Raw genomic sequence first — 26965 nt, 5'->3', positions numbered from 1 at the left:
TGCCTTGTCCTACCCGCGCCCCCCGGCGGGGGCTCGCGCCCACTCCCCGGCGGCCGGGGCCCCCCCCCGCCTGGCCTTCGCAATCGGGGTTTCTAGGAGGAGCGCAGAAATCTCCGTCGTCAGTGCGGTGCGACCCGCAAGCGGCGGTTTGGGTGGTAGCCTCAAGGACCTGCCGTTGGCCGAGCTGGCCACCGCCGTAACCCGCGCCGCCATTGAGCGTTCGGGCGTGGCCGCCGAGCAGATCGGCCATGTGGTAATGGCCAATGTCATTCCCACGGAACCTCGCGACGCCTATCTGTCGCGGGTGGCGGCGATGAACGCCGGTATACCCAAGGAAACGCCGGCATTCAATGTCAACCGCCTCTGTGGCTCCGGGTTGCAAGCCATCGTTTCGGCCGCGCAGTGCCTGCTGCTTGGGGATGCCGACGTAGCGCTGGCCGCCGGTGCCGAGTCCATGAGCCGTGGCCCATACCTGCTGCCGCAAGCGCGCTGGGGGGCACGCATGGGCGACCTGCAAGGCATCGACTACACCGTGGGCGTGCTGCAGGATCCATTCGAGCATTTCCACATGGGCATCACCGCAGAAAACGTCGCAGCCCAGCAAGGCATCACTCGCCAGATGCAGGACGAGCTGGCCTTGACCAGCCAGCGCCGCGCCGCCCGCGCCCAGGCAGAAGGCCGCTTCGACAGCCAGATCGTGCCGCTGGAGCTGAAAACCCGTAAAGGCACTGTACAATTTGCTGTCGATGAGCACGTACGAGCCGAGGTCACCGCTGAGCAGCTGGCCGGTATGAAGACCGTGTTCAAGAAAGACGGCACTGTCACGGCCGGCAACGCCAGCGGCATCAACGATGGCGCCGCTGGCCTGGTGCTTGCCACTGGCGACGCCGTGCGCCGCCTGGGCCTTAAACCCCTGGCGCGGCTGGTGGCCTATGCCCACGCCGGCGTCGAGCCAGAGCTGATGGGCCTGGGCCCGATCCCAGCGACGCGCAAGGTGCTGGAGAAAGCCGGTTTGAGCGTCGGTGACCTGGACGTGATCGAGTCCAACGAAGCGTTCGCCGCCCAAGCCTGCGCCGTCGCCCGCGAGCTTGGCTTCGATCCGGAGAAGGTCAACCCAAACGGCTCAGGTATTTCCCTTGGCCACCCAGTCGGTGCCACTGGCGCGATCATCGCGACCAAGGCCATCCATGAGCTACAACGCATTCAAGGTCGCTATGCACTGGCCACCATGTGCATCGGCGGTGGCCAAGGCATCGCCGTGGTCTTCGAGCGCGTCTGAGGGGGTGAGCATGACGATTGAACACATTGCCGTAATCGGCGCCGGCACCATGGGCAACGGTATTGCACAAGTGTGTGCGGTGGCTGGCTACGAAGTGCTGCTGGTGGATGTTTCCGACGCCGCGCTGGAGCGCGGCATGAGTACCTTGAGCAAAAACCTGGGGCGTCAGGTGAGCAAGGCCACGCTCAGCGCCGAGCATGCCGAGGCGGCAAAGGCGCGCATCCGCACCAGCACCGACTACTCACAACTGGGTGCCGCGCAACTGGTGATCGAGGCTGCGACCGAAAACCTTCAGCTCAAGCAGCGCATCCTTGAGCAGGTGGCCGCCAATGTGGCGTCCGACTGCCTGATCGCCACCAACACCTCGTCGCTGTCGGTCACCCAGTTGGCCGCCAGCATCGAACACCCCCAACGCTTCATAGGCGTGCACTTTTTCAACCCGGTGCCGATGATGGCCCTGGTCGAGATCATTCGGGGTCTGCAGACCACAGACAGCACCTACGCCCAAGCCCTATTGGTCACCGAGAAGCTCGGCAAGACCCCGATAACCGCTGGCAACCGCCCAGGTTTTGTAGTCAATCGCATTCTGGTGCCAATGATCAACGAAGCGATCTTCGTCCGCCAGGAAGGCCTGGCCATCGCCGAGGACATCGACACCGGCATGCGCCTGGGCTGCAATCAGCCGATCGGGCCACTGGCCCTGGCCGACCTGATCGGCCTGGATACGCTGCTGGCGATCATGGAGGCTTTTCACGAAGGCTTCAACGACAGCAAATATCGCCCCGCTCCACTGCTCAAGGAAATGGTCGCGGCCGGATGGCTGGGGCGCAAGAGCGGCCGTGGTTTCTTCACTTACTGAGGAGCACGCACCATGCCCCCGGTCACTGCCACGCGCTGTGTCGATTTCGAAGAACGTCGCGACCGGGCCATGGCGCTGTTCGCTGAAAGAGGCTTTGGCCAGGTCAGCATGCGCGAGCTGGCAGCGCATATCGGCCTGACCGCAGGCTCGCTGTATCACCACTTCCCCAGCAAGCAGGACCTGCTGTACGACCTGATCGAGGAACTGTACGAAGAACTGCAGGCGACCCTGGAGCAAGGTCGAAGGGCCATGGCCCGTGGTGAGTCTGCATTGAGTTGCCTGATCGCCGCTCATTGGCAGTTGCACGCCGAACGGCCATTGCAGTTTCGCCTGGCCGAGCGCGACATATGCTGCTTGAGCGAGCAGCAGCAGATGCAGCTGGCTTTACTGCGCGAGCGCTACGAGGCAAGGTTGCTGAGCATGATCGCGCCCCAGGCCAGCCTGCAGGGCGACGCGCGCATGGCAACGGCGCATGTCGTTGCAAACCTGCTCAACCAGTTGCCTGCAATGCTCAAAAGACTGCCGGAACAACAGGGCCTCGGGTTGATGGAAAGCCTGTTGCTGGGCGGCATCGAAAGGACCCTGCGCTAAGCTGTTCAGGCGTTATCGCAGTTGCCCTCGTGAGCCGGCCAGGCGCTTAACGCAACTCGGCCTGGATCTGGGCTCGCAGGGTATCGAGGTTGAACGGCTTGGCCAGAATTGGCGCCTTGCGCGCGATAGGGCTGCCGGACTCCAGGATTTCGGCCGGGTAGCCACTGATGAATATCACCTTGAGGTCCGGGCGCAGCTTCAACGCAGGCTCGGCGATCTCAACCCCGGAGATTCCCCCTGGTAAGCGGAAGTCGGTCACCATCAAATCAAGGTGCGGTTTGCTCGCCAGGATGGCGAACGCCTGTTCACCATCTTCGGCCTCCAGCACGTGATAACCCTCACCTGCCAAGTAATCGCTCAGCATCATGCGGATCGCCGGTTCGTCCTCGACTATCAGGACTACATCTTGTGCATCTTCACTCATGGTAACGCCTTCGAATTCATACAGTTGGCCATCAGACCCCAAGCTCAAGCAGAGGTTGCCCGCAGCTGGTCGTTTTGCTCTATTTCACCTGCCAGGGGTAGTTGCAGAGTGAAGGTGGCACCTTTGCCCTCCTCACTTTGCACCTGAATGCGCCCCCCATGGGCATGGACGATTTGTTCGGAAATGTACAACCCCAGCCCCAGCCCAGCGCTGGACTGTTGACTGGCCACACGCTCGAACTGCTGGAAGATCCGCTGCTGGTTCACCGCGCTGATGCCGATGCCTTGGTCCTGGACCTGCACCCAAGCTAGACCCGCTTGCTCGAACACCCTCACCCGCACGGGCTTACGGTTGCCATAACGCAGCGCGTTGGACAACAGATTGGCCAGCACTTGCTCAATGCGAAACTCATCCCACTCACCCAGCAGGGCCTCACAGGCCTGCAATTCGATGTGCGTACCCAGCGCCGTCGCCTGCGCCTCGAAGTTTTCCACCAGGGCGCGTACCAATTGACCGAGGTCGAACGCCTTCGGGCGCAGCGACAGCTTGCCGGTGCGAATTCGCGAAACGTCGAGCATGTCCTCGATCAGGCGAATCAGGCTGTTGATCTGGCGCTCGTCACGCTCGACCATGGCCTTGAGTTTCTCGGGGCTGAAGGCGGCGTGATTGCCACGCGCCAGGTGCATCTTGCGCAGCTGGGTTTCCAGTATCAGGCCGTTGAGCGGGGTACGCACTTCATGGGCGACGATGGACATGAAGTCGTCACGCATGCGCACTGCATGCTCAAGCTCGCCCCGCGCCACTTGCAACTGATCCAGCAGCAGTGCCTGCTCCTGGCGGCTGCGCTCGATCGCCTGCAACTGACGATCGAGAACCTTGCGCTGGCGATACAAATCGACGAACACCGACACCTTGCTTTTAACTGCCTGGGTGTCCAGGGGCTTGTGCAGGAAGTCCACGGCGCCGCTTTCGTAACCTTTGAAGGCGTAGTTCATTTCACGCCCCGCCGCAGAAACGAACACGATAGGAATGTTGCGGGTCTTTTCCGTGCCGCGCATCAGTTCGGCCAGTTCGAAGCCGTTCATGCCAGGCATCTGCACATCGAGAATGGCCAGGGCGAATTCGTGCTCGAGCAACAGCGTCAACGCTGCCTCCGCCGATTGCGCCTCATGCACTTCGCGGTCATCGCCATGGATGAGGGCGGCGAGTGCCAGCAGATTCTCCGGCAGGTCGTCGACGATCAGCAGTTTGGCAGTGGTGTGGCTTAGCATGCGCTGGTTTCCAGGGTAGCGAGCAACTGTGCGATACCGCTCAGAGAAAGAATGAGGTCGGGCGTATGCAGGGCCAATGCGGCCTCCGGCATCAACGCGACCTGTGCGTCACGAGGGTCCTGGACAATGGTCCGGCCGCCGCTGTTCTTGATGTACGCGAGCCCTTGAGCGCCGTCCTCGTTTGCCCCGGTCAGCAACACACCGAGCAAGCCACGGCCAAACACGTCAGCGGCCGAGGTGAAAAGGAAGTCGATCGCCGGACGGGAAAAATGCACTGGATCTTCCTGGCTCAGCGACAGGGTAAGGTCGGCTTCTACCGACAAATGATAGCCCGGCCCGGCCACATAGATCAGCCCCGGAGCAATCGCTTGCTTGTCGCACGCCTGGAGCACCGGCCGCAGCAAGCGCCGCTGCAGCACCTCGGCCAGCTGGCTGTGACGGTCGTCTGGCAGGTGCAGCACGCACAACACCGGTATGTCGAAATCGGCGGGCAAGCCACCGAGCACCGTAAACAGGGCAGCAACGCCACCTGCCGAGGCACCGATCACCACCGCTTCTACGCCCTTCATGATTTGCGATAGATCCGTTCTGGCTTGACCAACGGCTCGAAACATTCACTATAAGCCGAAAAGTCTACCGACTCCTTGCTCCCCAATACCAAAAAACCGCGGTGGCACAAGGATTCGTGAAACAGCCCGAAGGCGCGGTCCTGCAAGGTCTTGTTGAAGTAGATCAGCACGTTGCGACACGACACCAACTGGGTTTCGGAAAACACACTGTCGGTGGCCAGACTATGGTCCGCGAAGGTCACATTCTCGCGCAGGCTGCCGTCCATGATGGCGTTGCCGTAAGCGGCCGTGTAGTACTCGGCAAAATCACGGCGCCCTCCCGCCAGGCGGTAGTTTTCTTCGTACTCGCGCATGCTCTGCATCGAGTAGATGCCTTGCTTGGCGCGGTCCAGTGAATGCGGGTTGATGTCGGTTGCGTAAATGATGGTGCGCTCCAGCAGGCCCTCTTCGCGCAGCAGGATGGCCATCGAATAGACCTCTTCGCCTGTACTGCAGCCGGCGATCCACACTTTGATCGACGGCCAGGTGCGCAGCAGCGGTACTACCTCCTGGCGCAGTGCCAGGAAGTGACTCGGGTCGCGGAACATTTCGCTGACCGGGATGGTGAGATATTGCAGCAACTGCATGAAAACACCCGAGTCGTGCAGTACCCGCTCCTGCAGCGCCGACACCGTGAGGCAGTCGAACTGGCGCAATGCATGAAGAATCCGACGCTTGATGGAGGCGCCAGAGTAGTTGCGAAAATCGTAGCTGTACTTGAGGTAGATCGCCTCGATCAGCAGCCTGATCTCGATGTCGGTGTTGCGCTCGCTAGTCAAATTCGCTCCAGTTGCGGCAGCCATACGCGGATCAACGAGAACAAGCGGTCCAGGTCAATCGGTTTGGCCAAATAATCGTTGGCACCGGCCTGCAGGCAACGATGCTGGTCGTCTTTCATCGCCTTGGCCGTGACCGCGATGATCGGCAGCTTGCGCCAGCGCGCTTGCTGGCGGATCAGCCGGGTGGCCTCAAAGCCGTCCATCTCCGGCATCATCACGTCCATCAGCACCAGGTCAATGTCCTCGTGCTGCTCCAGACGCTCGATGGCCTCACGCCCGTTGCGCCCGATCTCGACGATAGCGCCCTTGTGCTCAAGAGCGCTGGTGAGGGCGAAGATGTTGCGCACATCGTCGTCCACCAGCAACACCTTGCGGCCTTCGAACACCTTGTCACGGCTGCGCGCGGTCTTGAGCATGCGCTGACGTTCATGGGACAGCTGCGACTCGACTTTGTGCAGGAACAGGGTCACTTCATCGAGCAGGCGCTCCGGCGACCGCGCGCCTTTGATGATGATCGAGCGCGAGTACTTGAGTAGGTCGGCCTCTTCTTCGCGGGTGAGATTACGCCCGGTGTAGACGATCACTGGCGGGAACGAACGGATGTCCTCGGCCGTCATGCGCTTGAGCAACTCATTGCCAAGCATGTCGGGCAGCTTGAGGTCGATGATCATGCAGTCGTAGATGTTCTCGCGCAGCAGTGCCAGCGCCTCCTGGGCCATGCCCACGGCGGTGATTTCGACGTCGTCGTCACCGATCAGACGAGCAATGCTTTCGCGCTGCAGGTCGTCGTCTTCGACCAGCAGAATGTGCTTGAGCTTCTGGGTCAGTTTGGCCTCCAAGCGGGCGAAGACTTCCTTGAGCTCCTCTCGGCTGGTTGGCTTGACCGCGTAACCCACTGCCCCCATGTGCATGGCGGCTTCGACACGGTCTTCTACCGAAATGATATGAACCGGAATGTGCCGCGTGCTGGGCTGCTCCTTGAGGCGCTGCAGCACAGTCAGCCCGGAGTGGTCCGGCAGGCGCATGTCCAGCAGAACCGCATCGGGGACGAACTGTGCGGCCAATTCGAAGCCTTCGTCAGCGGCCTGCGCTACCAGGCAGCTGTAACCCAGCTCGTGGGCCAGGTCGAAGAGGATGCGCGCAAAATTCGGCTCATCCTCGATAACCAAGATGCAACGGTTGCTGAAAGGCGCTCGGTCGCGGTCGTCGGTAAAGTCGACCAGCGGGCGGTGGATCAACGCTGGCGCGCCCACTTTCGGCGCAGGCGGTAGGCAATCGACGGCAGGGCGCAAGCTCAGAGCTTCGACCTCTTCGTCCTGTGCCTCATAGCGCGCCGGTAGCGTCAGGCTGAACACGCTGCCTTGGCCTGGACTGCTCTGGACGCTGATCGTCCCACCCAGCAAGTGCGCCAGGTCTCGCGAGATCGAAAGGCCCAAACCAGTGCCGCCATAACGTCTGTTGCTGGTGCCGTCGACCTGGTGGAACGCACCGAAGATCGCTTCCTGCTGGTCGCCGGCGATGCCAATGCCCGAGTCGCGCACCGCAAAAATGATGCCGGCGTCGGCCTGATAGGTGATGCCGAGGCTAACCTGGCCCTGCTCGGTGAACTTGAGAGCGTTGGACAGCAGATTCTTGAGGATCTGCTCCACGCGCTGGCGGTCGGTGAACAGCGTGGCAGGCACCTGCGGCCCGACCGTTATCTCAAAGCTCAGGCCCTTCTGCTCAGCCACCGGCAGGAACATGCCGCGCAACCCTTCGACCAAGCGTTCGAGCTGGGTGGTTTCCGGGCGAACTTCCAGCTTGCCGGCCTCGACCTTGGCGATATCGAGGATGTCATTGATCAGGTTCAGCAGGTCGTTGCCGGCCGAATAGATGGAGTCGGCAAACTTGACCTGTTCAGCGCTGAGGTTGCCCTCACCGTTTTCGGCCAGCAGCTTGGCCAGAATCAGCGAGCTGTTGAGCGGCGTGCGCAACTCATGAGACATGTTGGCGAGGAATTCGGACTTGTACCTGCTCGAGCGCTGCAGGTCGTCGGCACGGGCCTGCAGCTCGTCCTGAGCCTGACGCAGTTCATCGTTCTTGCGGTCCAGAGCCTCGGTGCGTTCGGACAACTGCTCGTTGGTCTGCTCAAGCTCGGCCTGCTGAGTTTCCAGGTGGGCCTGCGACTCCTTGAGTACCCGCGACTGCTCTTCGAGCTCCTCGTTGGCGGTCTTGAGTTCTTCCTGCTGCACCTGCAGCTCCTCGTTGAGCTGCTGGGTCTCGGCAAGCACTTCCTGCAGGCGCTGGCGATAGCGGGCGCTTTCGATCGAGATCCCGAGGTTCTCAGTGACGCGCTCCATGAACTCGTCGTCACGCTCTTGCAGCGGGCGCAGGAAACCAAGCTCGACTACACCGTTAATCTGCCCATCATGACGGGCCGGCATCAGCAGGGCGCCACGCGGCAACCCATCGCCTAAGCCCGTGCTGAGCCGATAGTAATCCTGCGGCAAGTCGTCCAGGCGCAGCAGGCGCGCCTCGCGCACAGCCTGTGCCAACAGACCGTCATGGTCACCTAGGACCTGCTGGCGGGCCTGTTCCTCGGCCGCCAGCCCATAGCTGGCTACGCGGACCAGTCGGCCGTGTTCATCGCGCACGTATACCGCACCGACCACACTGCCGAGGTAGGTCGCGAAGAATCGCAGGATATTCTCACCCAGCATCGGTAGCGTCAGTTGGCCTAGTACCTGCTCAGCCAGTTGCGTCTGGCCATTGCGTAGCCAGGCCTGGTGTTCCAGACGTTCGGCCGAACGTTGCTGCGCCTGCAGGTTCTTGGTGTAGCTGTCCGACAGGGCGAGCAGATCGCGACGGCCCAGGTATGCGAGCAAGGCGCTCAGCCCGACAATCAGCAGCACGAAGATGGAGATAGCCGTGACAGTGACAGTGCCAACTTTCTCGGTGCGGGTCATACGCAGCTGTTGCTCGGTACCGATCAGGTCGTCGAACTGCTTGCGGATTTCATCCGTGATGCGCTTGCCGCGGCCGTTGCCTACCGATGCGCGGTAGTCACCGCCATTGCGACGCTGGCTGATCATTTCGCCACCGAAAGCGTTCCAGGCATCTTGCAATGCGATCAACCGGTCGATCCGGTCAACCTGCTGAGGGTTGTCCTTTACCATGTCCCGCAGGCTGCGCAGGCTGCCGAGAATGCGCGGCTTGGCAACCTCGTAAGGGTCCAGGAAACGCTCATCGCCAGTGATCAGAAAACCGCGCATGCCGGTTTCCATGTCGATCGAGAGCTTGACCGTTTCGTTGGCATTGCCGATCACTCGATCGGTGTGCTCGACCCATTGCATGGCCGACAGTAGGTAGCTGATCACCGCGACGAAGGCCACGGCGCCCAGCAGGCCGACCCCAAGCGGAAGACCAACATTACGGCTCAGCAGCTTGCGAAAGCTTTGCTGGTCCATCGAGGCTGCTTGAATCATCTGAAAACGCCCGCGCGAAAAAAAAGTCCATAGATAGATTGTGGCGGCTACTGCCGGTGCTCGCCTATCGTAGCGCTCACCACGTAGCCGGCGAGTTTAACGCGCACAAGCGCCGCCGGCAGGGCATTTAGCCAGTATTTGAAGGCGACGTGTTCGAATCGTTCCATCTAAATGTCACAATCGCTATTCTCGGGAACTTCTGTGGCTGCCTGGCGCACAGAGTAGAGACATGCCTTTCATTATAGGAATCCCCCCATGCACCTTCTGGTAGTCGAAGACGACGACATCGTACGTATGCTGATGGTCGAAGTGCTCGACGATTTGGGCTATAGCACCCTTGAAGCCGATAATGCCACGGCGGCGCTGAAAATCATCGCCGATGCCAACCAGCCTTTGGCTCTGCTGGTGACCGATGTCGGCTTGCCGGACATGAGCGGTGAAGTACTGGCGGGCGAGGCACGCAAGTTGCGTCCACTACTGCCGGTGCTGTTCGCCAGCGGATATGCCGAGAGCTTCGACATTCCCGAAGGCATGCATATGATCGGCAAGCCGTTCAGCATCGATCTGCTGCGTGACAAGGTGGTGAGCATCTTGGGGCCACGCTGAACGCCCCAGTAAGCGCCAGTGCCGGTGAACAGCGCTAGAGTTCCCGGCGCAATAGATAGGTATCCATGAGCCAGCCTTTGCGCAACCGCTCCCGTTCGCGCACTTCAAGTATCTGCGACTTCACCAAGTGCAGGGGCCCGGCAATCATCACTTCGTCTTCAGTGCCAAGGTACGCACCCCAGTAGATCATCAGCGCTGGATCCTCAATATTTGCGAACTCGCACTGCCCATCGAGCATAACAACCACGTTGTCCACCCGCGTCAGTTCGGCGAGCCGGCGCCCTGGCAGAATCATCAGCGGTTCGCCGACACGGTTGAGTGAAATTTGATGCTTGGCGGCCAGCGCTTGGACACTACTGATGCCAGGGATCACCTGTAAGCGCAACGCCATGCCGGATTCGCGAACCAGGTTCAGAATGCGCAGAGTGCTGTCATAAAGGCTGGGCTCACCCCACAGCAAAAAGGCGCCGATATCCTCTTCACCCAATTCTTGGTTGATCAGCCGGGCGTACAGTGCGGCACGCTGGCGGTGCCAATCGTGCACTGCGCCTTGGTAATCCACAGCTTGCCCATCACGTGATGGGTCAGCAAGTTGCATCAGACGATAGCCACCCTGGGGCCGATAGCGATCGAGCAATGCCTTGCGAAGGGTAACCAGCGCTTGTTTGGCAGGCCCCTTGTCGTGAACGAAGAACACCGTTGCCCTGCCCAGGGCCTCGACAGCTTCCAGGGTGACCTGCCGAGGATCGCCCGGACCAATACCGATAAGCAGCAATTCTTTCATGGCACCGTGCGGACCTTGAATAAATATAGGGAGATTTATAGCCGACTACGACCTTGACGCCTATCTGTCGACGAATAGCCGCAGTGTTGAAATGGCTGCCGGCACACAACCGCTAAAGGCTGCGCAGGCCATGGATATCCGAAACTGCAGTCAAGACAAGATTCACAAGTAGGGGGCACAATTGCCACTCACGCACGAACGTTGGGCCGCCGCGTAGAGAACAAACATCGATCGACCTTTGTCTGAAAGAACCCTAGAACACTCGAGATCACGCCTTTGCACCCAGGACCAACGCGCGAGTAATCGTCATCTTGTTAAGCCTCGGTCACCGCGTGCAAAACATAGAAAGTTCCAAGTTACTTATGAAAAGTTTGAGGTTTACCAAAGTCGCGCCGCTGTCTACACTCGGTATCAGCGAACAGTTCTACCCACCTGCATGGCCGCCGTTCAGTGTTTCTAATGTTCGTCACGCCGCGCCATGAAAGACGTACAGGAGTGATTACAGTGTCCAGACTTGCAGAGTTTCGTGCTGCCGAAAAAGCGCTCCAGGAACAGATGGCGCAACTGGAGGTGCTGAAAAAGGATGCCGGCTTAAAACGCGAAATCGAATTTGAACAGAAACTAGTCGGCTTGATGAAAAGCTATGACAAAAGTTTGCGCGATATCATCGCCATTCTTGACCCCAAAGCGGACAGCCGCAGTACCGCCCCGGCCGCCAAGCAACAGCGGCGCCCGCGCGTGGTAAAAGTCTATGCAAACCCACACAGTGGCGAGCTGATCGAAACCAAGGGCGGCAACCACCGCGGGCTCAAAGCCTGGAAGGAGCAATATGGGGCCGATACTGTGGAAAGCTGGGTGCGCTGATGAAACATCAACGCCAACTTCACACTTTTTTCACAAGGCCTGAAGCAGTATCGAGACAGCTAACGGACTAGCGACCCCATCACGCGCCCGCACATGCGGGCCTCTAATTCTGGCGCCCTGCTCTTTCGAGCAGGGCGCTTTCATTTGCGCAGATGCTCCACTGCCGTATCATGGTTCACCTGTCTGTTTTGCTGGCACCTGCGTGTCAGCCACGATTCTGGAGTACTGATGAGCCTGCACGACCTGAACACCCTGCCTGGCGTTACCGCACAGCCCGATGCTGCGACCGCCCAGTTCGTTTTCAACCACACCATGCTGCGGGTCAAGAACATCGAGCGCTCGCTGGATTTCTACACCCGCGTGCTGGGCTTTTCCCTCGTCGACAAGCGCGACTTCCCCGAAGCTGCTTTCAGCTTGTATTTCCTGGCCTTGGTAGACCCTGCGCAGATCCCTGCCGACGATGCCGCACGCCACCAATGGATGAAGTCGATCCCCGGGGTATTGGAACTGACCCATAACCACGGCACCGAAACCGACCCGGACTTCGCCTACCATGACGGCAATACCGACCCGCGCGGCTTTGGCCACATCTGCGTATCGGTGCCGGACGTGCGTGAAGCCTGCGCCCGCTTCGAAGCCCTTGGCGTACCGTTCCAGAAACGCCTACAGGACGGCCGCATGAATCACCTGGCATTCATCAAGGACCCGGACGGTTACTGGGTGGAAGTGATTCAGCCAACCGAGCTCAAAGGCTGACAGCAGCGATTCGCATTCGTCGGGCTAGCAACTGGTGGCCGCTCGCTGTGGTATATGAAGGTATAGCTTCACATGCCACAGCGAGGTAAAGGACGATGCAATCTCTTCACTGTGAATACCGCAACCACACCATCACTGCCAGCGTGATGCCGCACCCGGACTCTCCCCTGCCCTATGCTGCAGGCTGCCTGATCACCGATCCACAGGGGCATACCAGCAGGCGGATGTCCATGCCAATGAAATTCTTCTCTGACCTTGAGCATGCACAGCATGTCTCCTTGGCCCATGGCCGGGCCTTGGTCGATGAGCAGTTGGACAAGGGTCACAAAGCATTCTGATCCCTCTGTTCAGCCTTGTCAGGGAGCGGCGCGCGCATAGTCCACCGCCGCTTCCACCTGCTCCGGGCTTGGCCGAACGCCGGTGTAAAGCACAAACTGCTCCAGGGCCTGCAGCGCGATGACTTCCAATCCGGTAATGACGGGTTTACCTAAAGCTTCGGCCCGCTGAATCAATGGCGTACGCGCAGGCATCGCCACGACATCGAATACGCGCTCAGCTGCCGCGATCGCCTGTTCGCTGAAGGCCAGATCATTGGCCTCAGGGCCGCCTGCCATGCCGATTGGGGTGACGTTCACCAGCATCGGTGGGCATCGGTCACCGAGGTCTGGCACCCAGCGGTAGCCACAAGCATCGGCCAACTGCCGACCGGCTTGCTCGTTGCGCGCGACGATGATCCCTTCCGCAAACCCCGCATCGCGCAGGGCACTGGCGACGGCTTTGGCCATCCCCCCACTGCCACGCAGCGCGAACGCAGTGCAGGGGTCTACCTCGTGCGCCTCAAGCAGTTGTCGCACGGCGAGGTAGTCGGTGTTGTAGGCTTTCAGATGGCCTGCGTGATTGACCAGGGTATTGACAGACTCGATTGCCGCAGCCGATGGATCGACTTCATCGACCAGCGCCAGGCACGCCTCTTTGTACGGCATCGACACACCACAACCCCGAATGCCCAGCGCGCGGATGCCGGCAACGGCTGCAGGCAGGTCATCAGTGGTCATGGCCTTGTAGTAGTAGTCAAGGCCAAGTTGTTGGTAGAGGTGGTTATGAAAACGCACCCCGAATGTGCCAGGGCGCCCGGCCAGGGAAATGCAAAGCACTGTGTCTCTACTGGGCGTTGTCGCCATTGCCTGCTCCACTTTGAATACGCAATCGTTTTGCCAGCGTATCAGAGACCGCCATTGGTCGTCCCTTACACAACATTTACCGTTTCCCTGTGCTCGGTTTACCCAGACAGCAGTCATAGTAATAAGGCCCCAAGCGCGGGGTAACCTTGCGAGGAAGTCTCATGAAGCGTCATCTCCCCGGAATCGTCCTGCTGGTCGGTGCCCTGGCCATCAGCGGGCAAGCCTCTGCCCACGGTGGCGGCGGCCACGGCTGGTACGGCCCAGGCCCACTGCTCGGCGCGGCGGTCGTTGGGGCCGTGGTCGGGGCGACCGTGTCTGGCGGCCACGACCGTACAGTCTATGTAGAGCGTCAGCCAGCCTACTATGGGCCGCCGCCGGTCTATGTACAGGCGCCGCCCCAGCCGGTTTATTACCAACCGTACTACGTGCCGGCACCGCCACCCCCAGCTTACCGCCCCTACTACGGCCCGCCACCTGTGTATTACGGCCCGCCGCGCTGGTAAGCGTTGATAAAACTGATGAGTACTATTGAGCGCGTTGATTTCCAGGCAAGCCGGCTGCTGCGTAAGGTAGTGCCATGTTTCACAGGAGGTCCGTATGGCCACTATCCAGATCATGTCCGTTGTCGGCACCGCAGTGCCGGCCGTGTTGCGCGAGCAAGGCCTGCTGGCTTGCTGGTACCTGGTCAGCAATGGCGAAGCCGTCAGCGGGCCACTGGCCTCCCGGGCCTCGGCCCAGGCCCTGGCTGAGCAGATAAAGGCCACTTGCCTGATCGCTTGACCCATTGTGTTGTGCGTTGCTCCCTACGCAACTTGTGACCCGCCGCATGGTGGGTCTTTTTTTGCCCGTTGACCCGACCAGTGGAGGTTGGACAACCGATACAGCATGAAGCTTTTTTCATTTCTGTCAGGGGGCTCAACGAGCAATCGACAGCCGTTGAGCCATACTCCAGAATGCACCGGTTTCGGGGGAAAACCCTTGCACAGCCAACGACATACCAACTATTAGTGAGCCTCAACGTGAAAACATCCCTGTCTATCCTCAGCCTGCTGCTGTTGCTCACAGGTACTGCGACCCTTGCGTCGACCGCTGCTGCACAACCCCCGGCCCAGGTTCAGCGTGATCCCGCCAAGCTGCATCTGGCCTCTGGCAGCGCCCTGCTCATCGATCTCAACACCAATCAGGAGCTGTATTCGAGCCGCGCTGACCGCGTAGTGCCTATCGCATCGGTCACCAAACTGATGACGGCGATGGTGGTGCTCGACGCCAAGTTGCCCATGGATGAGATGCTCACCATGACCATTGCCAACAACCCGGACATGAAAGGCGTGTATTCGCGCGTGCGCCTGGGCAGTGAACTGAACCGTCGCGAAACCCTGCTGATCACCTTGATGTCCTCGGAAAACCGAGCGGCGACGACCCTGGCCAACCATTATCCAGGCGGCTACCCAGCCTTCATCAAGGCGATGAACGCCAAAGCGCGCAGCCTGGGGATGGCGCACACCCGTTACATCGAGCCAACCGGCCTTTCAACCCAGAACGTCTCCACAGCGCGTGATCTGGCCAAGCTGCTGATGGCGGCGCGCAGATACCCGATGCTCAGCGAGCTGTCGACCACACGTGAAAAGACCGTAGCCTTCCGCAAGCCGAATTACACCTTGGGTTTTCGTAACACCGATCACCTGGTCAACAAAAGCAACTGGGACATCAAGCTGACCAAGACCGGTTTCACCAACGAGGCCGGCCATTGCCTGGTATTGCTGACCAAAATGGACAACCGCCCAGTGGCCATGGTGATCCTCGATGCCTTTGGCAAATACACGCACTTCGCTGACGCCTCGCGGATGCGCCAGTGGCTGGAAACCGGCGCCACCAAGCCAGCACCGGCAGTGGCCATGCAATACAAGGCAGAAAAACACGGCAAAGGGCGCTTGGCGTCGGACTGAATGCCACCCGCTGGCCTCAACGCTGCATCAGCAGCGGTGAGGCCAGCCCAATCACCTTCAGGCTTGCGTGTCGACTACGCTGCCAGCGCTGCTGCCACCGGTTTTTTCCAAGGCTTCGAGCAATTGTGCGGTGGCCGCCATGATTTCCCCGCTGAGGGTGGCGATGCTGGCCTGCTTGGCCGTGATGAGCGCCAACTTGGCGGGATCTTCGCTGTTCTGCGCCATCAAGCTGGCCAACTGCTTCTGCTCTTCGGCCATCTGCTTCTGAAGATTCTTGATCATTTCGCGCAGTTGCTTGATATGTGCAGGCTCAGCGCTTTCGCTGCTGCCCTGAGCGCCACCTGCGGCCTGGGCCTGCCCGGTGCTGCGAAGCTTCGAGGCGTCGACTTGCAGGGTCGAGCCGCTGGCCTGGGTGGTTGCGCTTTCGTTGGCCGGTGTCGTGCTAGTGGCCTGGGACGAAGCGTTGCTGATACTGATTGCTGCGATACCTACCATGTCTTGCTCCCTGTGTAGCCATGGATTCTTGAGCTGACCGGCTTATCGGCAGGCATCGCCAGAGCTTGAGACGCTACTGGCCACAGGCAGGCGCCTTGGCAGTAAATTCCCCTTTCGCTGGCTCGTTCCACCCAATGTACCAGCGCAGGCGCCGTAGCCCGGCATGCGCCCACATTCGACCCATATGGAATCGCAGCCATGAGCCAGCCTGCACACCCGGAAACTATCAAGGACCTGATCGGCGTGGGCTTCGGCCCGTCCAACCTGGCCTTGGCCATCGCCCTGGAAGAACTCGCCCAGAGCCAGGGCCATGCCCTGGATGCACTGTTCATCGACAAGCAGAAGGATTACCGCTGGCACGGCGAAACCCTGGCAACCCAGAGTGAATTGCAGATCTCGTTCCTCAAGGACCTGGTTTCCCTACGCAACCCCACCAGCCCTTACAGCTTCGTCAACTACCTGCACCACAAGCAACGCCTTGCCGATTTCATCAACCTCGGCACCTTCTACCCCTGCCGCCTGGAGTACAACGACTACCTGCGCTGGGCGGCCGAACAATTTGCTGATCAGGCCGTGTATGGCGAGCAGGTGCTGCGTATCGAGCCTGAGCTCAACGCGGGGCGTGTGGAGCACTTGCGCCTGATTTCACGCGACGCCCAAGGCCGCGAGATGAGCCGGCGCACCCGCGCCGTAGTGGTAGGAACCGGCGGCACGCCGAAGATTCCCGAGAAATTCGGTGCATTCAAAGACGACCCAAGGGTTTTCCACCACTCTCAATACCTGAGCAGCCTCGACAAACTGCCGTGCTCGGCAGGCCAACCCATGCGAATCGCCGTGATCGGCTCGGGTCAGAGCGCTGCTGAAGCCTTCATCGACCTGAACGACAGCTACCCATCAGTCAAAGTCGACATGGTCCTGCGCGGTTCTGCCCTCAAGCCGGCCGACGACAGCCCATTCGTCAACGAAATCTTCTCACCCGATTACACCGACCTGGTCTTCAATGAACCTGCCGACCAGCGCGCCAAGCTGCTTGGCGAATACCACAACACCAATTACTCAGTGGTCGATCTCAACCTGATCGAGCGGATCTACGGCATTCTCTACCGCCAGAAAGTCGCCCACCAATTCCGCCACAATGTCTTGTGTCGGCGCCAGGTGGAAGCGGTAGTGGCCACCCGCGACGGTATCGAGCTTACCCTGCGTGACTTGGCTACCGGCCAGCACCAGACTCACCGCTACGATGCGGTGATACTCGCCACAGGCTACGAGCGCCGCTCGCACCGCGAACTCTTGGCCCCGCTGGCAGACTACATGCAAGACTTTGCCGTCGACCGTCACTACCGAGTGCTAAGCAGCCCCGACATGCAGGCTTGCGTCTATCTGCAAGGGTTCTGTGAGAGCAGCCATGGCTTGAGCGACACCCTGCTGTCGGTACTGCCCTCTCGTGCCGCTGAGATCGGCCAAGCGCTCTACCGCGATTTGGCACATCAGCGGGGCACCACCCAGCCCGCCGTCGCCCTCACCAGCGCCTGATCGCCCATCCAACCTCAACGGGGCCTACAGCAGCCCCGTCGAGCTGCACCGCTCCTGAAACATTTACTTGCACTTAACGCTTCAGGATTTCCATTCTCATTCGTCTTTTGAAGAGCAGCCCTTTTTGGTTGGGCCTGTGTTCGCCCCATATTTCAGAAGACTGACCGATGGCAAAATCACCGAAAAAATCCAAGTCTAAGTTGTGGTTCCTCGTCCACAGCTGGCTCGCCCTGCCGATCTGGTTCTTCGTGCTGATCGTCTGCTTCACCGGCATGCTGGCCGTGGTCAGCCAAGAACTCGTCTGGCTGGCAAACCCAGACGTACGTGCCAGCAAACCTGACGACAACGCCGAACGCCTGACATTTCAGCAGGTGCTCGACGCCTTGCACCAGGCAGAACCTGACATGGCAGTGAACACGCTCAGCCAACCCGACGGTTCACACTTCGCGCTCACGGCGCGGGTCACCTACCCCGATGGCTCGAGCCCCATGCTGTACGTCAACCCTTACACCGGCGCCATCCAGGGCAAGATGCCGGACTTCAACTTCGAAGCTTTCACCCGCGCCCTGCATGGCTGGTGGCTGGTGCCTTTCACCAACGGCTTCAGCTGGGGTTGGTACATGGTTTCGCTGTTGGGGCTACCGATGCTGGCGTCGCTGGTCACGGGCCTTGTGGTGTACAAGAAGTTCTGGAAAGGCTTCTTCAAACCGCTGCGCACCGGCCATGGCCCGCGCATTTTCTGGGGCGACCTGCACCGCTTGGCCGGCGTGTGGTCGATCTGGTTCATCGCCGTCATATCCATCACCAGCATCTGGTTCCTCATCCGGGCCATTCTCTTCGACAACCAGATCACCATCTCAAGCGAGCCGATCGTGCCGGTGATCGCCCGTGAGCAGGTGCCGCAGACTCTCGACGGCAGCCCGGCGCCACGCATCGATCTGGACGAAGCCGCGCGCATTGCCGGCCTGGCCATTCCCAGCCTGGATATCACCTCCGTCTCACTACCAGCCACTGCCTACAGCCACATCGAAATGGGCGGGCGCGGCTGGTACCCGTTGATGTTCCAAAGCGCCTCGGTCAACCCCTATACCCGCCAGGTCGACAGTCAATTCCTGCTCAGCGACCGCTCGGCGTTGGAGTTCGTCACCGAATCCATGCGGCCTTTGCACACCGGAGATTTTGGTGGGCTGCCGATCAAGCTGATCTGGTTCTTCTTCGGCCTGGTGCTGACGCTGATGGTCTTCAGCGGCCTGCTGATCTGGACCAAGCGCACCGCCCAAGCCACCGCAGCCGCACTCAAGCGCAGTGAGCGCGCCACAGGCGGCGCGCACCGTGAAACCGCCCTGGAGGCGCGCCCATGAAGCCGGCCAACGCACTGCCCACCCACCCAGTCAAGCAGTGGTGGCACAAGTGGCGCTTCCACCTGAACATTCTGCTCATTCTCATTCCGCTGGGCTTCATGCCCAAATACTTCGCTGACGCCAAGCTGCTGCGCGGCGACGCAGGTCTGGGTGCCAACCCCGTCTCAGGTATCCAGGTCGGCCCCTACAGCCTTGACCTGGCCGAGCTGCGCGACGAAGCACCCCGCGCAGACGGCCCCGCAGGCCATTTCAAGCTATTCAACGCGGCGCTGTGCAAGGCATGTGTGAATGAGGTCAAGGCGGTTTACCTGCGCATCGGCAAGCCACGCAGCCTGCGTACCGCCGGCACGATTTTCTTCGGAGCACCGTACCGGATGATCACCAACCTCCCCATCCCACCGCGCACCCGCACCGATGCGCAAATCTGGATCACGCTCGAAGGTTGGGACGGCAGCCTGCACCAGGCATCCGTCCCATTGGCTCAGGCTTCGCCGGCCACTGTGGCCTGGCTCGAAAAACAAGGAGGCACCCCATGAACACCTTGATGCGCAGGCTCGCCCTGCCTCTGCTGGCCATCGCAGCAGGCCCCGCCCTGGCCCACAACCCGATGTGCGAATGCGAGGAAGTTGCCGGCGGCCAGGTCAAATGCACGGGCGGATTTTCCGATGGCAGTGGTGCGCCGGGGGTAACCCTCGATGTGATCGGCTATGACGAGCAGGTACTGGTCGGCGGCAAACTCGGTGACGACTCCAGCCTCACCTTCAAACGCCCGGACGGCGAGTTCTACGTGCTGTTCGACGCAGGCCCCGGCCATGTCGTGGAAGTCGACCACGCCGATATCACGCCGCCATGAGCCGCCCTGCCATGCGCCATACCCAGGTGGTACGCCCGGCAGGTGCCGGGCATGAAACCCTCTATGTACTGCTGGTCAGCCTGCTGATCGTCGCCCTTGCCGCCAGTGTGGTGGCACTGCGTGGCGAACGCATAGACGAACAGGCGATCGCCAGCCATCAGATCGATGCACGCCGCGACCTGACTGCCGCCGAACAAGGCATCTACACCGACTTGCGGGTGGCCTATGACGAAATTCAGCTGATGCGCGAAGAAACCGGCGCCCTGCCAGGCGTCGCCGCATTGGCCGAAGAAGGCCTGCCGCCGTTCGTGGTCGATCTCGGCAGCCAGAGCCGCGGCGAACATCGCTGGCAATTGTTGCCGAACGCTACCTACCTTGGCCTGAGCCAGATGCCGCAGGTGGCCGGCAGCTTCCTGCTGATCCTGCCCGAGGCCAACGGTGGCGAGGTCGACGTCTGGTTGCGCCGCGACAGCGCCACCACGCTTCCCGAAGACCGCGGCCAAGCGGCACTGATCGCCGCCGGCTGGCAGCAAGTGGTCAGCCATTACGACGCCGGGGTCACCCGCGAACACCGTCACTGAATCCAAGGACTGCCCATGCTTCGTAGAACCTTCGCCCTGCTCTTGGCCTTGGCCCTGCCAGCGATGGCCCTGGCCGCTCCCGGCCAGCCGCTGCGCATCGGTATAACCCTGCACCCGTACTACAGCTATGTCAGCAATATCGTAGGTGACAAAGCCGAAGTGGTGCCGCTGATCCCCGCAGGTTTCAACCCCCATGCCTACGAGCCGCGCGCCGAGGACATCAAGCGCATCGGCACTCTGGATGTGGTGGTTCTCAACGGCGTAGGTCATGACGACTTCGCCGACCGAATGATCGCGGCCAGCGAAAAACCCGATGTCACGACCATAGAGGCCAACCGCAACGTACCCCTGCTGGCGGCCACGGGCATTGCCGCGCGTGGCGCCGGCAAGGTGGTCAACCCGCATACCTTCCTGTCGATCAGCACCACCATTGCTCAGGTCAACAACATCGCTCGCGAGCTGGGCAAGCTCGACCCCGACAACGCCAGGTTCTACACGCAGAACGCCCGCGCCTATGCCAAGCGCCTGCGCGCTTTGCGCGCAGAAGCACTGGCCAAGGTCAGCCAAGCGCCTTCGGCGACATTGCGCGTGGCCACCATCCACGCCGCCTACGACTATCTGGTACGCGACTTCGGCCTGGAGGTCACGGCCGTAGTAGAACCCGCCCACGGTATCGAACCCAGCCCTGCGCAACTGAAGAAAACCATCGATCAGCTCAAGGCCCTGGACGTAAAAGTGATCTTCTCGGAAATGGACTTCCCCTCGGCTTATGTTGCAACCATCCAACGGGAGGCCGGCGTACGCCTTTATCCACTCACTCACATTTCCTACGGTGAATATACCCAGGATAAGTATGAAATAGAGATGAAGCGCAACCTCGACACCGTGGTCCGGGCCATCGAGGAGAACCGCACATGACCGCCGCGGCCAACCTGACCGTCCCTACAGGGCCAGGCATCGAATTCGCCTGCATCGACCTCACCTTGGGCCGCACCCGCATTCTTCAGCAGGTGCAGTTCAACGTTGCCCCTGGCAGCGTGCACGCCATCGTCGGTCCCAATGGCGGCGGCAAGAGCTCGTTGATCAAGACGCTGCTCGGGCAGATGCCCCATCAAGGCCAACTGGCGCTGCATTGGCCAGGTGCTCACCAGGTGATCGGCTACGTGCCGCAGGCACTGGAGTTCGACCGCGGGCTGCCGATGACCGTGGATGATTTCATGGCAGCCATGTGCCAGCGGCGGCCGGCCTTCCTTGGCCCGTCGCGCAGGGCCAAACCGGCGATCGATGCGGCGCTGGAGCGTGTTGGTATGCTCGACAAGCGCAAGCGACGCATGGGCGCGTTGTCTGGCGGTGAGCGCCAACGCGTGCTTTTGGCCCAAGGCCTGAATCCCGAGCCGCAGCTGCTGGTACTCGACGAGCCAATGTCGGCGCTCGACGAGGCAGGCATTCAGGTGTTCGAACAACTGCTGCATGGCTGGCGCCAGGCCGGCACCACGGTGCTGTGGATCGAACATGACCTGCAAGCAGTGCTGCGCCTGGCCGACCGAGTCACCGGGCTGAACCGCCAGGTGCTGTTCGATGCCCCGCCGGCCCAGGCGCTGACCCCGGAGCGCCTGCTTGGCCTGTTCTCTGTTCACCCTCGCAGCGAGCGCCCTGTATGATGAGCTTCGAAGCATTGCGCCAACTGATTCAGGCCTGGGCCGAAGCCGGTTACCTACCCCAGGCCTTGGCTTATGGTTTCGTGATCAATGCCCTGCTGGCTGGCTTGATGATCGGCCCGGTGCTCGGAGGCCTGGGTACCCTGGTGGTGGTCAAGCGCTTCGCGTTCTTTTCCGAAGCAGTCGGCCACGCCGCACTCACCGGGGTCGCTATCGGCATCCTGCTCGGTGAACCCTACACCGGCCCATACGGCAGCCTGTTCGGCTACTGTCTGCTGTTCGGCATTTTGCTCAACTTCCTGCGCAACCGCACGGGGCTGTCACCAGACACGCTGATCGGCGTCTTTCTATCGGTGTCGCTGGCCCTTGGCGCCAGTCTGTTGCTGATGCTGGCTGGCAAAATCAATGTGCATATCCTCGAGAACGTGTTGTTCGGGTCGGTGCTGACCGTCAGCGCTCAAGACCTGATGGTGCTTGGCATCGTCGCGGTGCTGGTGGTGGCGCTGGCGGTGCCGCTTTACAACCGCATCATGCTGGCCAGTTTCAACCCGCAGTTGGCAGCAGTGCGTGGGGTGGCGGTGAAGACCCTGGATTATCTGTTCGTCGTGCTGGTCACCCTGGTCACCGTGGCTTCGGTCAAGGTGATCGGCGCCATTCTGGTCGGTGCGCTTTTGGTCATACCGGCGGCGGCAGCACGGTTGGTCAGCCAATCACTGAAAGGCTTTTTCTTCATATCCATGCTGATTGCCACCCTGAGCACCCTGCTTGGCATTCTGCTGCCGATCATGCTCGACCTGCCGGTGCCCTCGGGCGCGGCGATCATTCTGGTCGCAGGCATGTGCTTCGCCCTCGCCGCACTGGCTCGCGCTCTCGTTCCACGCCTGCAAGGAAACCCGGCATGAACTTCAAACACCTGACCCTGGCCATCGTCCTGGCCGGCCTGCCTGTCTACGCTACGGCCACTGAAGTGCTGACCACCCTGCCGGTGACCCACAGTTTGGCCAGCGCCCTGCTCGAGGGCACAGAAGTACAGCTCAAGCGGGCCGCCCCGGCCAACCTGCCGGCCAGCCGTCAACCTGCGTATTTCAGCAGCCGAGGGGCTGCTGCTTTGGCCAGAGCCGCGCAGCATGCAGACGCGGTCATCGGCGTGCGCTCTATCTGGCGGGACGACCCGCTGTATCCCATGGCCCGGCGCAGCAACATTCGCATCGTCGAGATCGATGCGGCGCGGCCGGTCGATGGTGCGCTACCGGGTATCGCCGTAAGCGGCGATGACGCCTATGCGAGCTACCCCTGGCTGAACCCGACCAACCTTGGGCGTATGGCCGATGTGCTGGCCAATGATCTGGAGCGCCTGGCACCCGCCGACAAAAACAGGATTCAAAGCAACCTGGCCGGGCTCAAGCGACAACTACTGGAGATGACTGCCAGCAGCCAGACGCGACTGGCCCAGGCCGACAACCTGAGTGTGGTCAACTTGTCCGAGCGCCTGGGGTATCTGGCCAGTGGCTTGAACCTGGATGTGGTGGAGCAACCGTTGCCGGCCGACGGCAAGTGGGACGCAAAGGCGCTGGAGGCCCTGCGTGAGAACCTTCAAGGGCAGGATGTGGTATTGGTGCTGGATCATCGCCAGCCAGAGGCGGCGCTTATGCAGGTGATCGAGGCGGCCGGGGCGAAACTGCTGGTGGTCGAGAGTGACCCGCAAGACGCTGTGGCTGGGCTTAAGGCCAGCGTCGAACAGGTCGTCACTGCGCTGGACGCAGGATGACGCACTGGCCTGCTCGCAAGAAGTAACCCTTGAGCAGGCCAGTTCACTCTAGCGCTTCATGCAGCGCTGATAGCGTTCATCCACGCGCCCGGCAAACCAGGCGGTGGTCAGCTTGCGGGTGATCTTGGGGCTTTTGAGTTCGATCCCAGGGAGGATGGCCCGCGCTGATGGCTTACCTGCGGCCGCATCGGCCATGGCAAAGACCCCGCTGTACAGCTGGCTGTCCTCGAACGCCAGGCTGTCACCGAGCTCCAGCTGGCTGCGGATCTGAGGATGACGCAACCCAAGCTTGCGCGCCAGTTTGCGTGCCGCCTGCTCGGTACTGCCCGGCATGATCGAGCCTGGGGCGATCAAGTCACCGTCCAGCGCCAACGTGACCCCCGTAACCTTGCTCAAGGCTGCCTGGAACGCGGCATTGCGGCTTGCATACCACCCTGCGTTGAAATCAGCGAAGCGGTACAACTGCCGCTCGTAATGCGCCGGGTAGCCCAGCAAGTGAGCAATGCCGAAATACATGCCACCTCGGCGGGTGAACACTTCCTGACGAATCGTCCCGCTGTAGGTATAAGGATAATCTTGGGTGTGCTTCTGGGCGAAATCGATGCTGACCTGCATGGGCCCGCCGGTGTGCACCGGGTTCAAGCCGCCGAGCAAGGTTTTGCCCAATGGCAGGCGGGCGATGAACTCGTCGTACAGTGCGCTCAGTTGCTTCTCGCTACGGACGGCCAACAGCCGCTGTTGATAGCTTTGGCCATTGCCCGAAGACGTATTCAACGCAGCGTCCACCAGCATGCCTGGGATATGCAGGCGCGCAGCGCGGCGGTCGATTTCGCCGCGGGCGATGCGCCCCAGGTTGGGCACCTGCGGGTCTGCGTTGAAGGTCGACTCCTGCTCGGTCACCGCCAGCACCGCGCACAGGTTGCTCTTGCTGGGCGAAATGCGCTGGGCCTGGAAAGCGCTCTGGATATCTTTCGCCCAGCCCTCTCGGTCCTTTGCCTGTGCCGGCAACAGGCGCATCAGTTGAGCGCGCACCTCGGCCGGATCGGGTTCGGGCGCTTGCTCACGGCGCCCGGCGCAGCCCTGCAGCAGCGCCAAAGCCATCAGCCCGGCCGCCCATAGCCGCCGGTTCAGGGCTGTTCTCCGACCATGTAGGTCTTGCTGATGTGGCGGAACTGCGGATGGCTGGCACTGCCCATGAGCTCGAACAGCACCATTTCTCGGGTCACCAGCTGTGCGCCGGCCTGACGCATGCGCGCAAGGCCGGCCGCCTTGTTGGCTGGCGTACGGCTGTCGCAGGCATCCTCGACCACGAATACCTGCTTACCGCAGCCCAGCAGGCCAAGCACGGTCTGAAGCACGCAGACATGGGCTTCCATGCCACAGACGATCACTTGGTCCCTGGCCATCAGGCTGGCCGGCAGGCAACCGGCGGCCACGCAGGAGAAATGGCTTTTTTCCACCACCTCTGCGGCCGGGGCCGCAGCCAGAAGTGCTGGCAAGGTCGGGCCCAAACCTTTGGGGTATTGCTCGGAAATCACCACGGGCAATGCCAGGTCGGCGCAGGCAGCCAGCAACCAATGAGCGCGATCGCGCATGCCCTGCGGGTCACTCATGGCGCCAATGAGCCGCTCTTGGATGTCGACGACCAGCAATGTGGCCCGGTGATGTTCGATCAGCATTATCTGCCCCTTACCTGGGAAAAGGCCTAGCCTCCCCCAGGCAAACGGCGCCGTCAATCAGGCAGACAGCCTCTGCCCTTCAAGGGCCTGGGTAATGGCCCCGAGCACCTGATCCTCGTGCTCGTGGATGAAGAAATGGCCTCCCGGGAACATCTGCAACGAAAACGCTGCACAGGTTTCCTGCCGCCAGGCCTGCAGCTGCGCCTCGCTGGCCCGATCTGCCTCGCCCCCGAGCACATGCAATGGGCATTGCAGGGCTGGCCGGTGACGATACCGGTAGCGGCCACAGAGCAGGAAGTCGGCGCGCAGGACCGGCAAGGTCAGGCTCATCAGTTCGGCGTTTTCCAGCACCTGCGGCGGGGTCCCGTTGAGTTCGCGCAGGTCCTGCTTGAGCTCATCGTCGCTCTTGGGCGCACGCCAGTTGTTGCCATCGTAATCCTCGCGCCGTGTAGGCGCTGCGGTGCCACAGGCAAACAACGCCAAGGGTAGCGGGCTGCCCAGCGCCCGAAGTTCGTGAGCCAGTTCAAAGGCCAGCAGCGCGCCCATGCTGTGGCCGAGCAGCGCATAAGGGGCATGGGCGAGCATGCGCTGTTCATTGGCCAACTGCCGGGCCAACCCTTGCATGTCAGTCTGCAGCGGCTCACCGATGCGCGCGCCACGGCCTGGAAGCTCCACAGGACGCACTTGCAGCCAAGCCGGCAGCTTGCGCCGCCAGCGGCTGTAGACCATGGCGCTTGCGCCCGAATAAGGCAGGCAAAGCAGGTTGATGGCGGTCACTGGGCGGCGGCTTCGGCCATCTGCTTGCGCAGGCTCAATGGGCGCATGTCGGTCCATACTTCGTCGATATACGCCAGACATTCCTGCTTCAGGCCGCGCTTGCCCACTGCACGCCAGCCTTCAGGGATAGCCTTGTAGTCTGGCCAGATGGAATATTGCTCTTCGTGGTTGACCACTACCTGGAACTGGATATCGTCGCGGTCGAATACGGAAGTCATTGCCTGTCTCCTTGAGTGAGGGTGCCGCTGCGCGCCTGGCGCAGGCAGGTTCTCAGGTAGACGTAGCGCGCCGCGGAAAAATTAGCTTCATGCGTCCCTGAGCAAGTCATGGGCATCGAGCAAGCGGAACGCCACTTCTGGATTGCGCTCCAGGCCACGGCGAATCGCAGCCGGTATCGACTGCCGGGTCTTGCGGCAAAGGCCAGGCTGCTCGTCCAGCTCTATGGCGATGCCACGCATGGTGCGCACCTCGTTCAGGCCAGGGCTGATGCGCACTCGGATGCCCAGGTTCTGGTACATCTTCGATTGCAGGTGGTGCAGGTCAGCGAGGTCTTTGAGCTGCTCCAGGCGCTCGATCAGACGCTTTTCCTCCTGCCGGGTCAGCAGCAGGATGCGCTGGGCCGCTGCCGGCTGCTCGACCAACTGTTCACGGCCGCAGTCACAGACGCCAGGCGGGCACGGTTGGCGAAGTGGGATGGACATAGTCATGGTTCAAGCATAGCCGGTTGATACCACCGCGTCGGCGCAAAAAAATTCCTCCCAGGATAAAAAATTTCACAAAACACTGGACCTGGCGCCCGCGCTTCGCCTATAAATCGCCCAAGGGAAACTTATATTCCCAACAAGAAA

The 26965-nt window shown here is 61.2% G+C and carries 32 protein-coding genes; 19 read left to right on the top strand and 13 right to left on the bottom strand.

The window, feature by feature from the left end; genetic code table 11:
- Positions 1–82 precede the first annotated feature (82 nt).
- The 3 genes from ACK59H_RS18960 to ACK59H_RS18950 are packed head-to-tail and all read left to right on the top strand — an operon-like array spanning position 83 to position 2729.
- Entirely contained in the window at positions 83–1279 is a 1197-nt protein-coding gene (locus ACK59H_RS18960; RefSeq protein WP_409264779.1) for an acetyl-CoA C-acyltransferase family protein, read from the top strand.
- A 10-nt stretch (positions 1280–1289) separates the two neighbouring features.
- Positions 1290–2138, top strand: a complete 849-nt coding sequence (locus ACK59H_RS18955; protein ID WP_060479134.1) for a 3-hydroxybutyryl-CoA dehydrogenase — start codon at positions 1290–1292, stop codon at positions 2136–2138.
- A 12-nt stretch (positions 2139–2150) separates the two neighbouring features.
- Positions 2151–2729, top strand: a complete 579-nt coding sequence (locus tag ACK59H_RS18950; RefSeq protein WP_060479135.1) for a TetR/AcrR family transcriptional regulator — start codon at positions 2151–2153, stop codon at positions 2727–2729.
- A gap of 46 nt (positions 2730–2775) precedes the next feature.
- Here ACK59H_RS18950 and ACK59H_RS18945 read toward each other — a convergent pair whose 3' ends face one another.
- Genes ACK59H_RS18945 through ACK59H_RS18925 form a run of 5 tightly spaced genes read right to left on the bottom strand, consistent with a single transcriptional unit; the run spans position 2776 to position 9275 of the window.
- Entirely contained in the window at positions 2776–3153 is a 378-nt protein-coding gene (locus ACK59H_RS18945) for a response regulator (protein WP_060479143.1), read from the bottom strand.
- A gap of 44 nt (positions 3154–3197) precedes the next feature.
- Positions 3198–4424, bottom strand: a complete 1227-nt coding sequence (locus ACK59H_RS18940; protein ID WP_060479136.1) for a hybrid sensor histidine kinase/response regulator — start codon at positions 4422–4424, stop codon at positions 3198–3200.
- Positions 4418–4993 carry a chemotaxis protein CheB gene (locus ACK59H_RS18935; RefSeq protein ID WP_060479137.1) on the bottom strand — a complete coding sequence of 192 codons (576 nt, stop codon included), beginning with the start codon at positions 4991–4993 and terminating at the stop codon, positions 4418–4420. Before ACK59H_RS18935 ends, ACK59H_RS18940 begins: the two co-directional genes overlap by 7 nt.
- Positions 4990–5811, bottom strand: coding sequence for a protein-glutamate O-methyltransferase CheR (locus ACK59H_RS18930; protein ID WP_060479138.1), 822 nt, complete (start codon positions 5809–5811; stop codon positions 4990–4992). The genes ACK59H_RS18935 and ACK59H_RS18930 overlap by 4 nt, the downstream gene beginning before the upstream one ends.
- Entirely contained in the window at positions 5808–9275 is a 3468-nt protein-coding gene (locus tag ACK59H_RS18925) for a response regulator (RefSeq protein ID WP_060479139.1), read from the bottom strand. Before ACK59H_RS18925 ends, ACK59H_RS18930 begins: the two co-directional genes overlap by 4 nt.
- 255 nt (positions 9276–9530) lie before the next feature.
- On the opposite strand from ACK59H_RS18925, the gene ACK59H_RS18920 reads away from it, so the two are divergent.
- Positions 9531–9881: a response regulator gene (locus tag ACK59H_RS18920; protein WP_060479140.1), complete on the top strand. Its 351-nt coding sequence runs from the start codon at positions 9531–9533 to the stop codon at positions 9879–9881.
- A 34-nt stretch (positions 9882–9915) separates the two neighbouring features.
- On the opposite strand, the gene cobF is transcribed toward ACK59H_RS18920, so the two are convergent.
- Complete coding sequence (cobF, locus tag ACK59H_RS18915; RefSeq protein ID WP_060479141.1) at positions 9916–10665, bottom strand: precorrin-6A synthase (deacetylating); 750 nt, start codon at positions 10663–10665, stop codon at positions 9916–9918.
- 504 nt (positions 10666–11169) lie between these two features.
- On the opposite strand from cobF, the gene ACK59H_RS18910 reads away from it, so the two are divergent.
- The 3 genes from ACK59H_RS18910 to ACK59H_RS18900 all read left to right on the top strand — a co-directional run bounded on the left by ACK59H_RS18910 (position 11170) and on the right by ACK59H_RS18900 (position 12623).
- On the top strand, positions 11170–11529 hold the full coding sequence (locus ACK59H_RS18910) for a histone-like nucleoid-structuring protein, MvaT/MvaU family (RefSeq protein ID WP_060480030.1): 360 nt from the start codon (positions 11170–11172) through the stop codon (positions 11527–11529).
- A 228-nt stretch (positions 11530–11757) separates the two neighbouring features.
- Positions 11758–12285 carry a lactoylglutathione lyase gene (gene gloA, locus ACK59H_RS18905; protein WP_060480031.1) on the top strand — a complete coding sequence of 176 codons (528 nt, stop codon included), beginning with the start codon at positions 11758–11760 and terminating at the stop codon, positions 12283–12285.
- A 95-nt stretch (positions 12286–12380) separates the two neighbouring features.
- Positions 12381–12623 carry a hypothetical protein gene (locus ACK59H_RS18900; protein ID WP_060480032.1) on the top strand — a complete coding sequence of 81 codons (243 nt, stop codon included), beginning with the start codon at positions 12381–12383 and terminating at the stop codon, positions 12621–12623.
- A gap of 18 nt (positions 12624–12641) precedes the next feature.
- Here the strand turns inward: ACK59H_RS18900 and ACK59H_RS18895 are convergent, their stop codons facing one another.
- Complete coding sequence (locus tag ACK59H_RS18895) at positions 12642–13466, bottom strand: shikimate 5-dehydrogenase (protein ID WP_060480033.1); 825 nt, start codon at positions 13464–13466, stop codon at positions 12642–12644.
- A 161-nt stretch (positions 13467–13627) separates the two neighbouring features.
- Here ACK59H_RS18895 and ACK59H_RS18890 point away from each other — a divergent pair, with 161 nt between their 5' ends.
- The 3 genes from ACK59H_RS18890 to pbpG all read left to right on the top strand — a co-directional run bounded on the left by ACK59H_RS18890 (position 13628) and on the right by pbpG (position 15412).
- Positions 13628–13969 (top strand): hypothetical protein, encoded by a 342-nt coding sequence (locus tag ACK59H_RS18890; protein ID WP_060480034.1) that lies wholly within the window; start codon positions 13628–13630, stop codon positions 13967–13969.
- 94 nt (positions 13970–14063) lie between these two features.
- Complete coding sequence (locus ACK59H_RS18885; RefSeq protein ID WP_060480035.1) at positions 14064–14246, top strand: hypothetical protein; 183 nt, start codon at positions 14064–14066, stop codon at positions 14244–14246.
- Positions 14247–14485: 239 nt separating this feature from the next.
- A complete protein-coding gene (gene pbpG, locus ACK59H_RS18880; protein ID WP_230849788.1) occupies positions 14486–15412 on the top strand; it encodes a D-alanyl-D-alanine endopeptidase in 927 nt (308 codons plus the stop codon).
- A gap of 57 nt (positions 15413–15469) precedes the next feature.
- Here the strand turns inward: pbpG and ACK59H_RS18875 are convergent, their stop codons facing one another.
- Positions 15470–15907 carry a hypothetical protein gene (locus ACK59H_RS18875; RefSeq protein WP_060480037.1) on the bottom strand — a complete coding sequence of 146 codons (438 nt, stop codon included), beginning with the start codon at positions 15905–15907 and terminating at the stop codon, positions 15470–15472.
- A 198-nt stretch (positions 15908–16105) separates the two neighbouring features.
- On the opposite strand from ACK59H_RS18875, the gene ACK59H_RS18870 reads away from it, so the two are divergent.
- From ACK59H_RS18870 to ACK59H_RS18830, 9 genes are all read left to right on the top strand, one after another.
- Positions 16106–17440 (top strand): lysine N(6)-hydroxylase/L-ornithine N(5)-oxygenase family protein, encoded by a 1335-nt coding sequence (locus tag ACK59H_RS18870; protein ID WP_060480038.1) that lies wholly within the window; start codon positions 16106–16108, stop codon positions 17438–17440.
- A gap of 167 nt (positions 17441–17607) precedes the next feature.
- Positions 17608–18801, top strand: a complete 1194-nt coding sequence (locus ACK59H_RS18865; protein ID WP_060480039.1) for a PepSY domain-containing protein — start codon at positions 17608–17610, stop codon at positions 18799–18801.
- Entirely contained in the window at positions 18798–19337 is a 540-nt protein-coding gene (locus ACK59H_RS18860; protein ID WP_060480040.1) for a hypothetical protein, read from the top strand. The genes ACK59H_RS18865 and ACK59H_RS18860 overlap by 4 nt, the downstream gene beginning before the upstream one ends.
- A complete protein-coding gene (locus ACK59H_RS18855) occupies positions 19334–19654 on the top strand; it encodes a hypothetical protein (protein WP_060480041.1) in 321 nt (106 codons plus the stop codon). Before ACK59H_RS18860 ends, ACK59H_RS18855 begins: the two co-directional genes overlap by 4 nt.
- Before the next feature lie 11 nt (positions 19655–19665).
- A complete protein-coding gene (locus ACK59H_RS18850; protein WP_060480061.1) occupies positions 19666–20235 on the top strand; it encodes a DUF6162 family protein in 570 nt (189 codons plus the stop codon).
- Positions 20236–20250: 15 nt separating this feature from the next.
- Positions 20251–21153, top strand: a complete 903-nt coding sequence (locus tag ACK59H_RS18845; RefSeq protein ID WP_409264771.1) for a metal ABC transporter substrate-binding protein — start codon at positions 20251–20253, stop codon at positions 21151–21153.
- Entirely contained in the window at positions 21150–21896 is a 747-nt protein-coding gene (locus tag ACK59H_RS18840) for a metal ABC transporter ATP-binding protein (RefSeq protein ID WP_409264770.1), read from the top strand. Before ACK59H_RS18845 ends, ACK59H_RS18840 begins: the two co-directional genes overlap by 4 nt.
- Positions 21896–22795: a metal ABC transporter permease gene (locus ACK59H_RS18835; RefSeq protein ID WP_060480062.1), complete on the top strand. Its 900-nt coding sequence runs from the start codon at positions 21896–21898 to the stop codon at positions 22793–22795. The genes ACK59H_RS18840 and ACK59H_RS18835 overlap by 1 nt, the downstream gene beginning before the upstream one ends.
- Positions 22792–23661, top strand: coding sequence for a metal ABC transporter solute-binding protein, Zn/Mn family (locus ACK59H_RS18830; protein ID WP_060480044.1), 870 nt, complete (start codon positions 22792–22794; stop codon positions 23659–23661). Before ACK59H_RS18835 ends, ACK59H_RS18830 begins: the two co-directional genes overlap by 4 nt.
- A gap of 48 nt (positions 23662–23709) precedes the next feature.
- On the opposite strand, the gene ACK59H_RS18825 is transcribed toward ACK59H_RS18830, so the two are convergent.
- From ACK59H_RS18825 to ACK59H_RS18805, 5 genes are all read right to left on the bottom strand, one after another.
- Positions 23710–24762, bottom strand: coding sequence for a DUF1615 domain-containing protein (locus tag ACK59H_RS18825; protein ID WP_060480045.1), 1053 nt, complete (start codon positions 24760–24762; stop codon positions 23710–23712).
- 26 nt (positions 24763–24788) lie between these two features.
- Positions 24789–25340 carry a hydrolase gene (locus ACK59H_RS18820; protein ID WP_060480046.1) on the bottom strand — a complete coding sequence of 184 codons (552 nt, stop codon included), beginning with the start codon at positions 25338–25340 and terminating at the stop codon, positions 24789–24791.
- 57 nt (positions 25341–25397) lie between these two features.
- A complete protein-coding gene (locus tag ACK59H_RS18815; RefSeq protein WP_060480047.1) occupies positions 25398–26117 on the bottom strand; it encodes a thioesterase II family protein in 720 nt (239 codons plus the stop codon).
- Entirely contained in the window at positions 26114–26335 is a 222-nt protein-coding gene (locus ACK59H_RS18810) for an MbtH family protein (protein ID WP_060480048.1), read from the bottom strand. The genes ACK59H_RS18815 and ACK59H_RS18810 overlap by 4 nt, the downstream gene beginning before the upstream one ends.
- 87 nt (positions 26336–26422) lie before the next feature.
- Entirely contained in the window at positions 26423–26824 is a 402-nt protein-coding gene (locus ACK59H_RS18805; RefSeq protein ID WP_060480049.1) for a hypothetical protein, read from the bottom strand.
- Positions 26825–26965: the final 141 nt, after the last annotated feature.

The sequence above is a fragment of the Pseudomonas sp. KCJK9000 genome (assembly GCF_046230725.1).
Taxonomy (GTDB): Bacteria; Pseudomonadota; Gammaproteobacteria; order Pseudomonadales; family Pseudomonadaceae; genus Aquipseudomonas; species Aquipseudomonas promysalinigenes.
The sequence above is the reverse complement of the archived record's forward strand: the minus strand, read 5'-3'. Positions and strand labels throughout refer to the sequence as shown.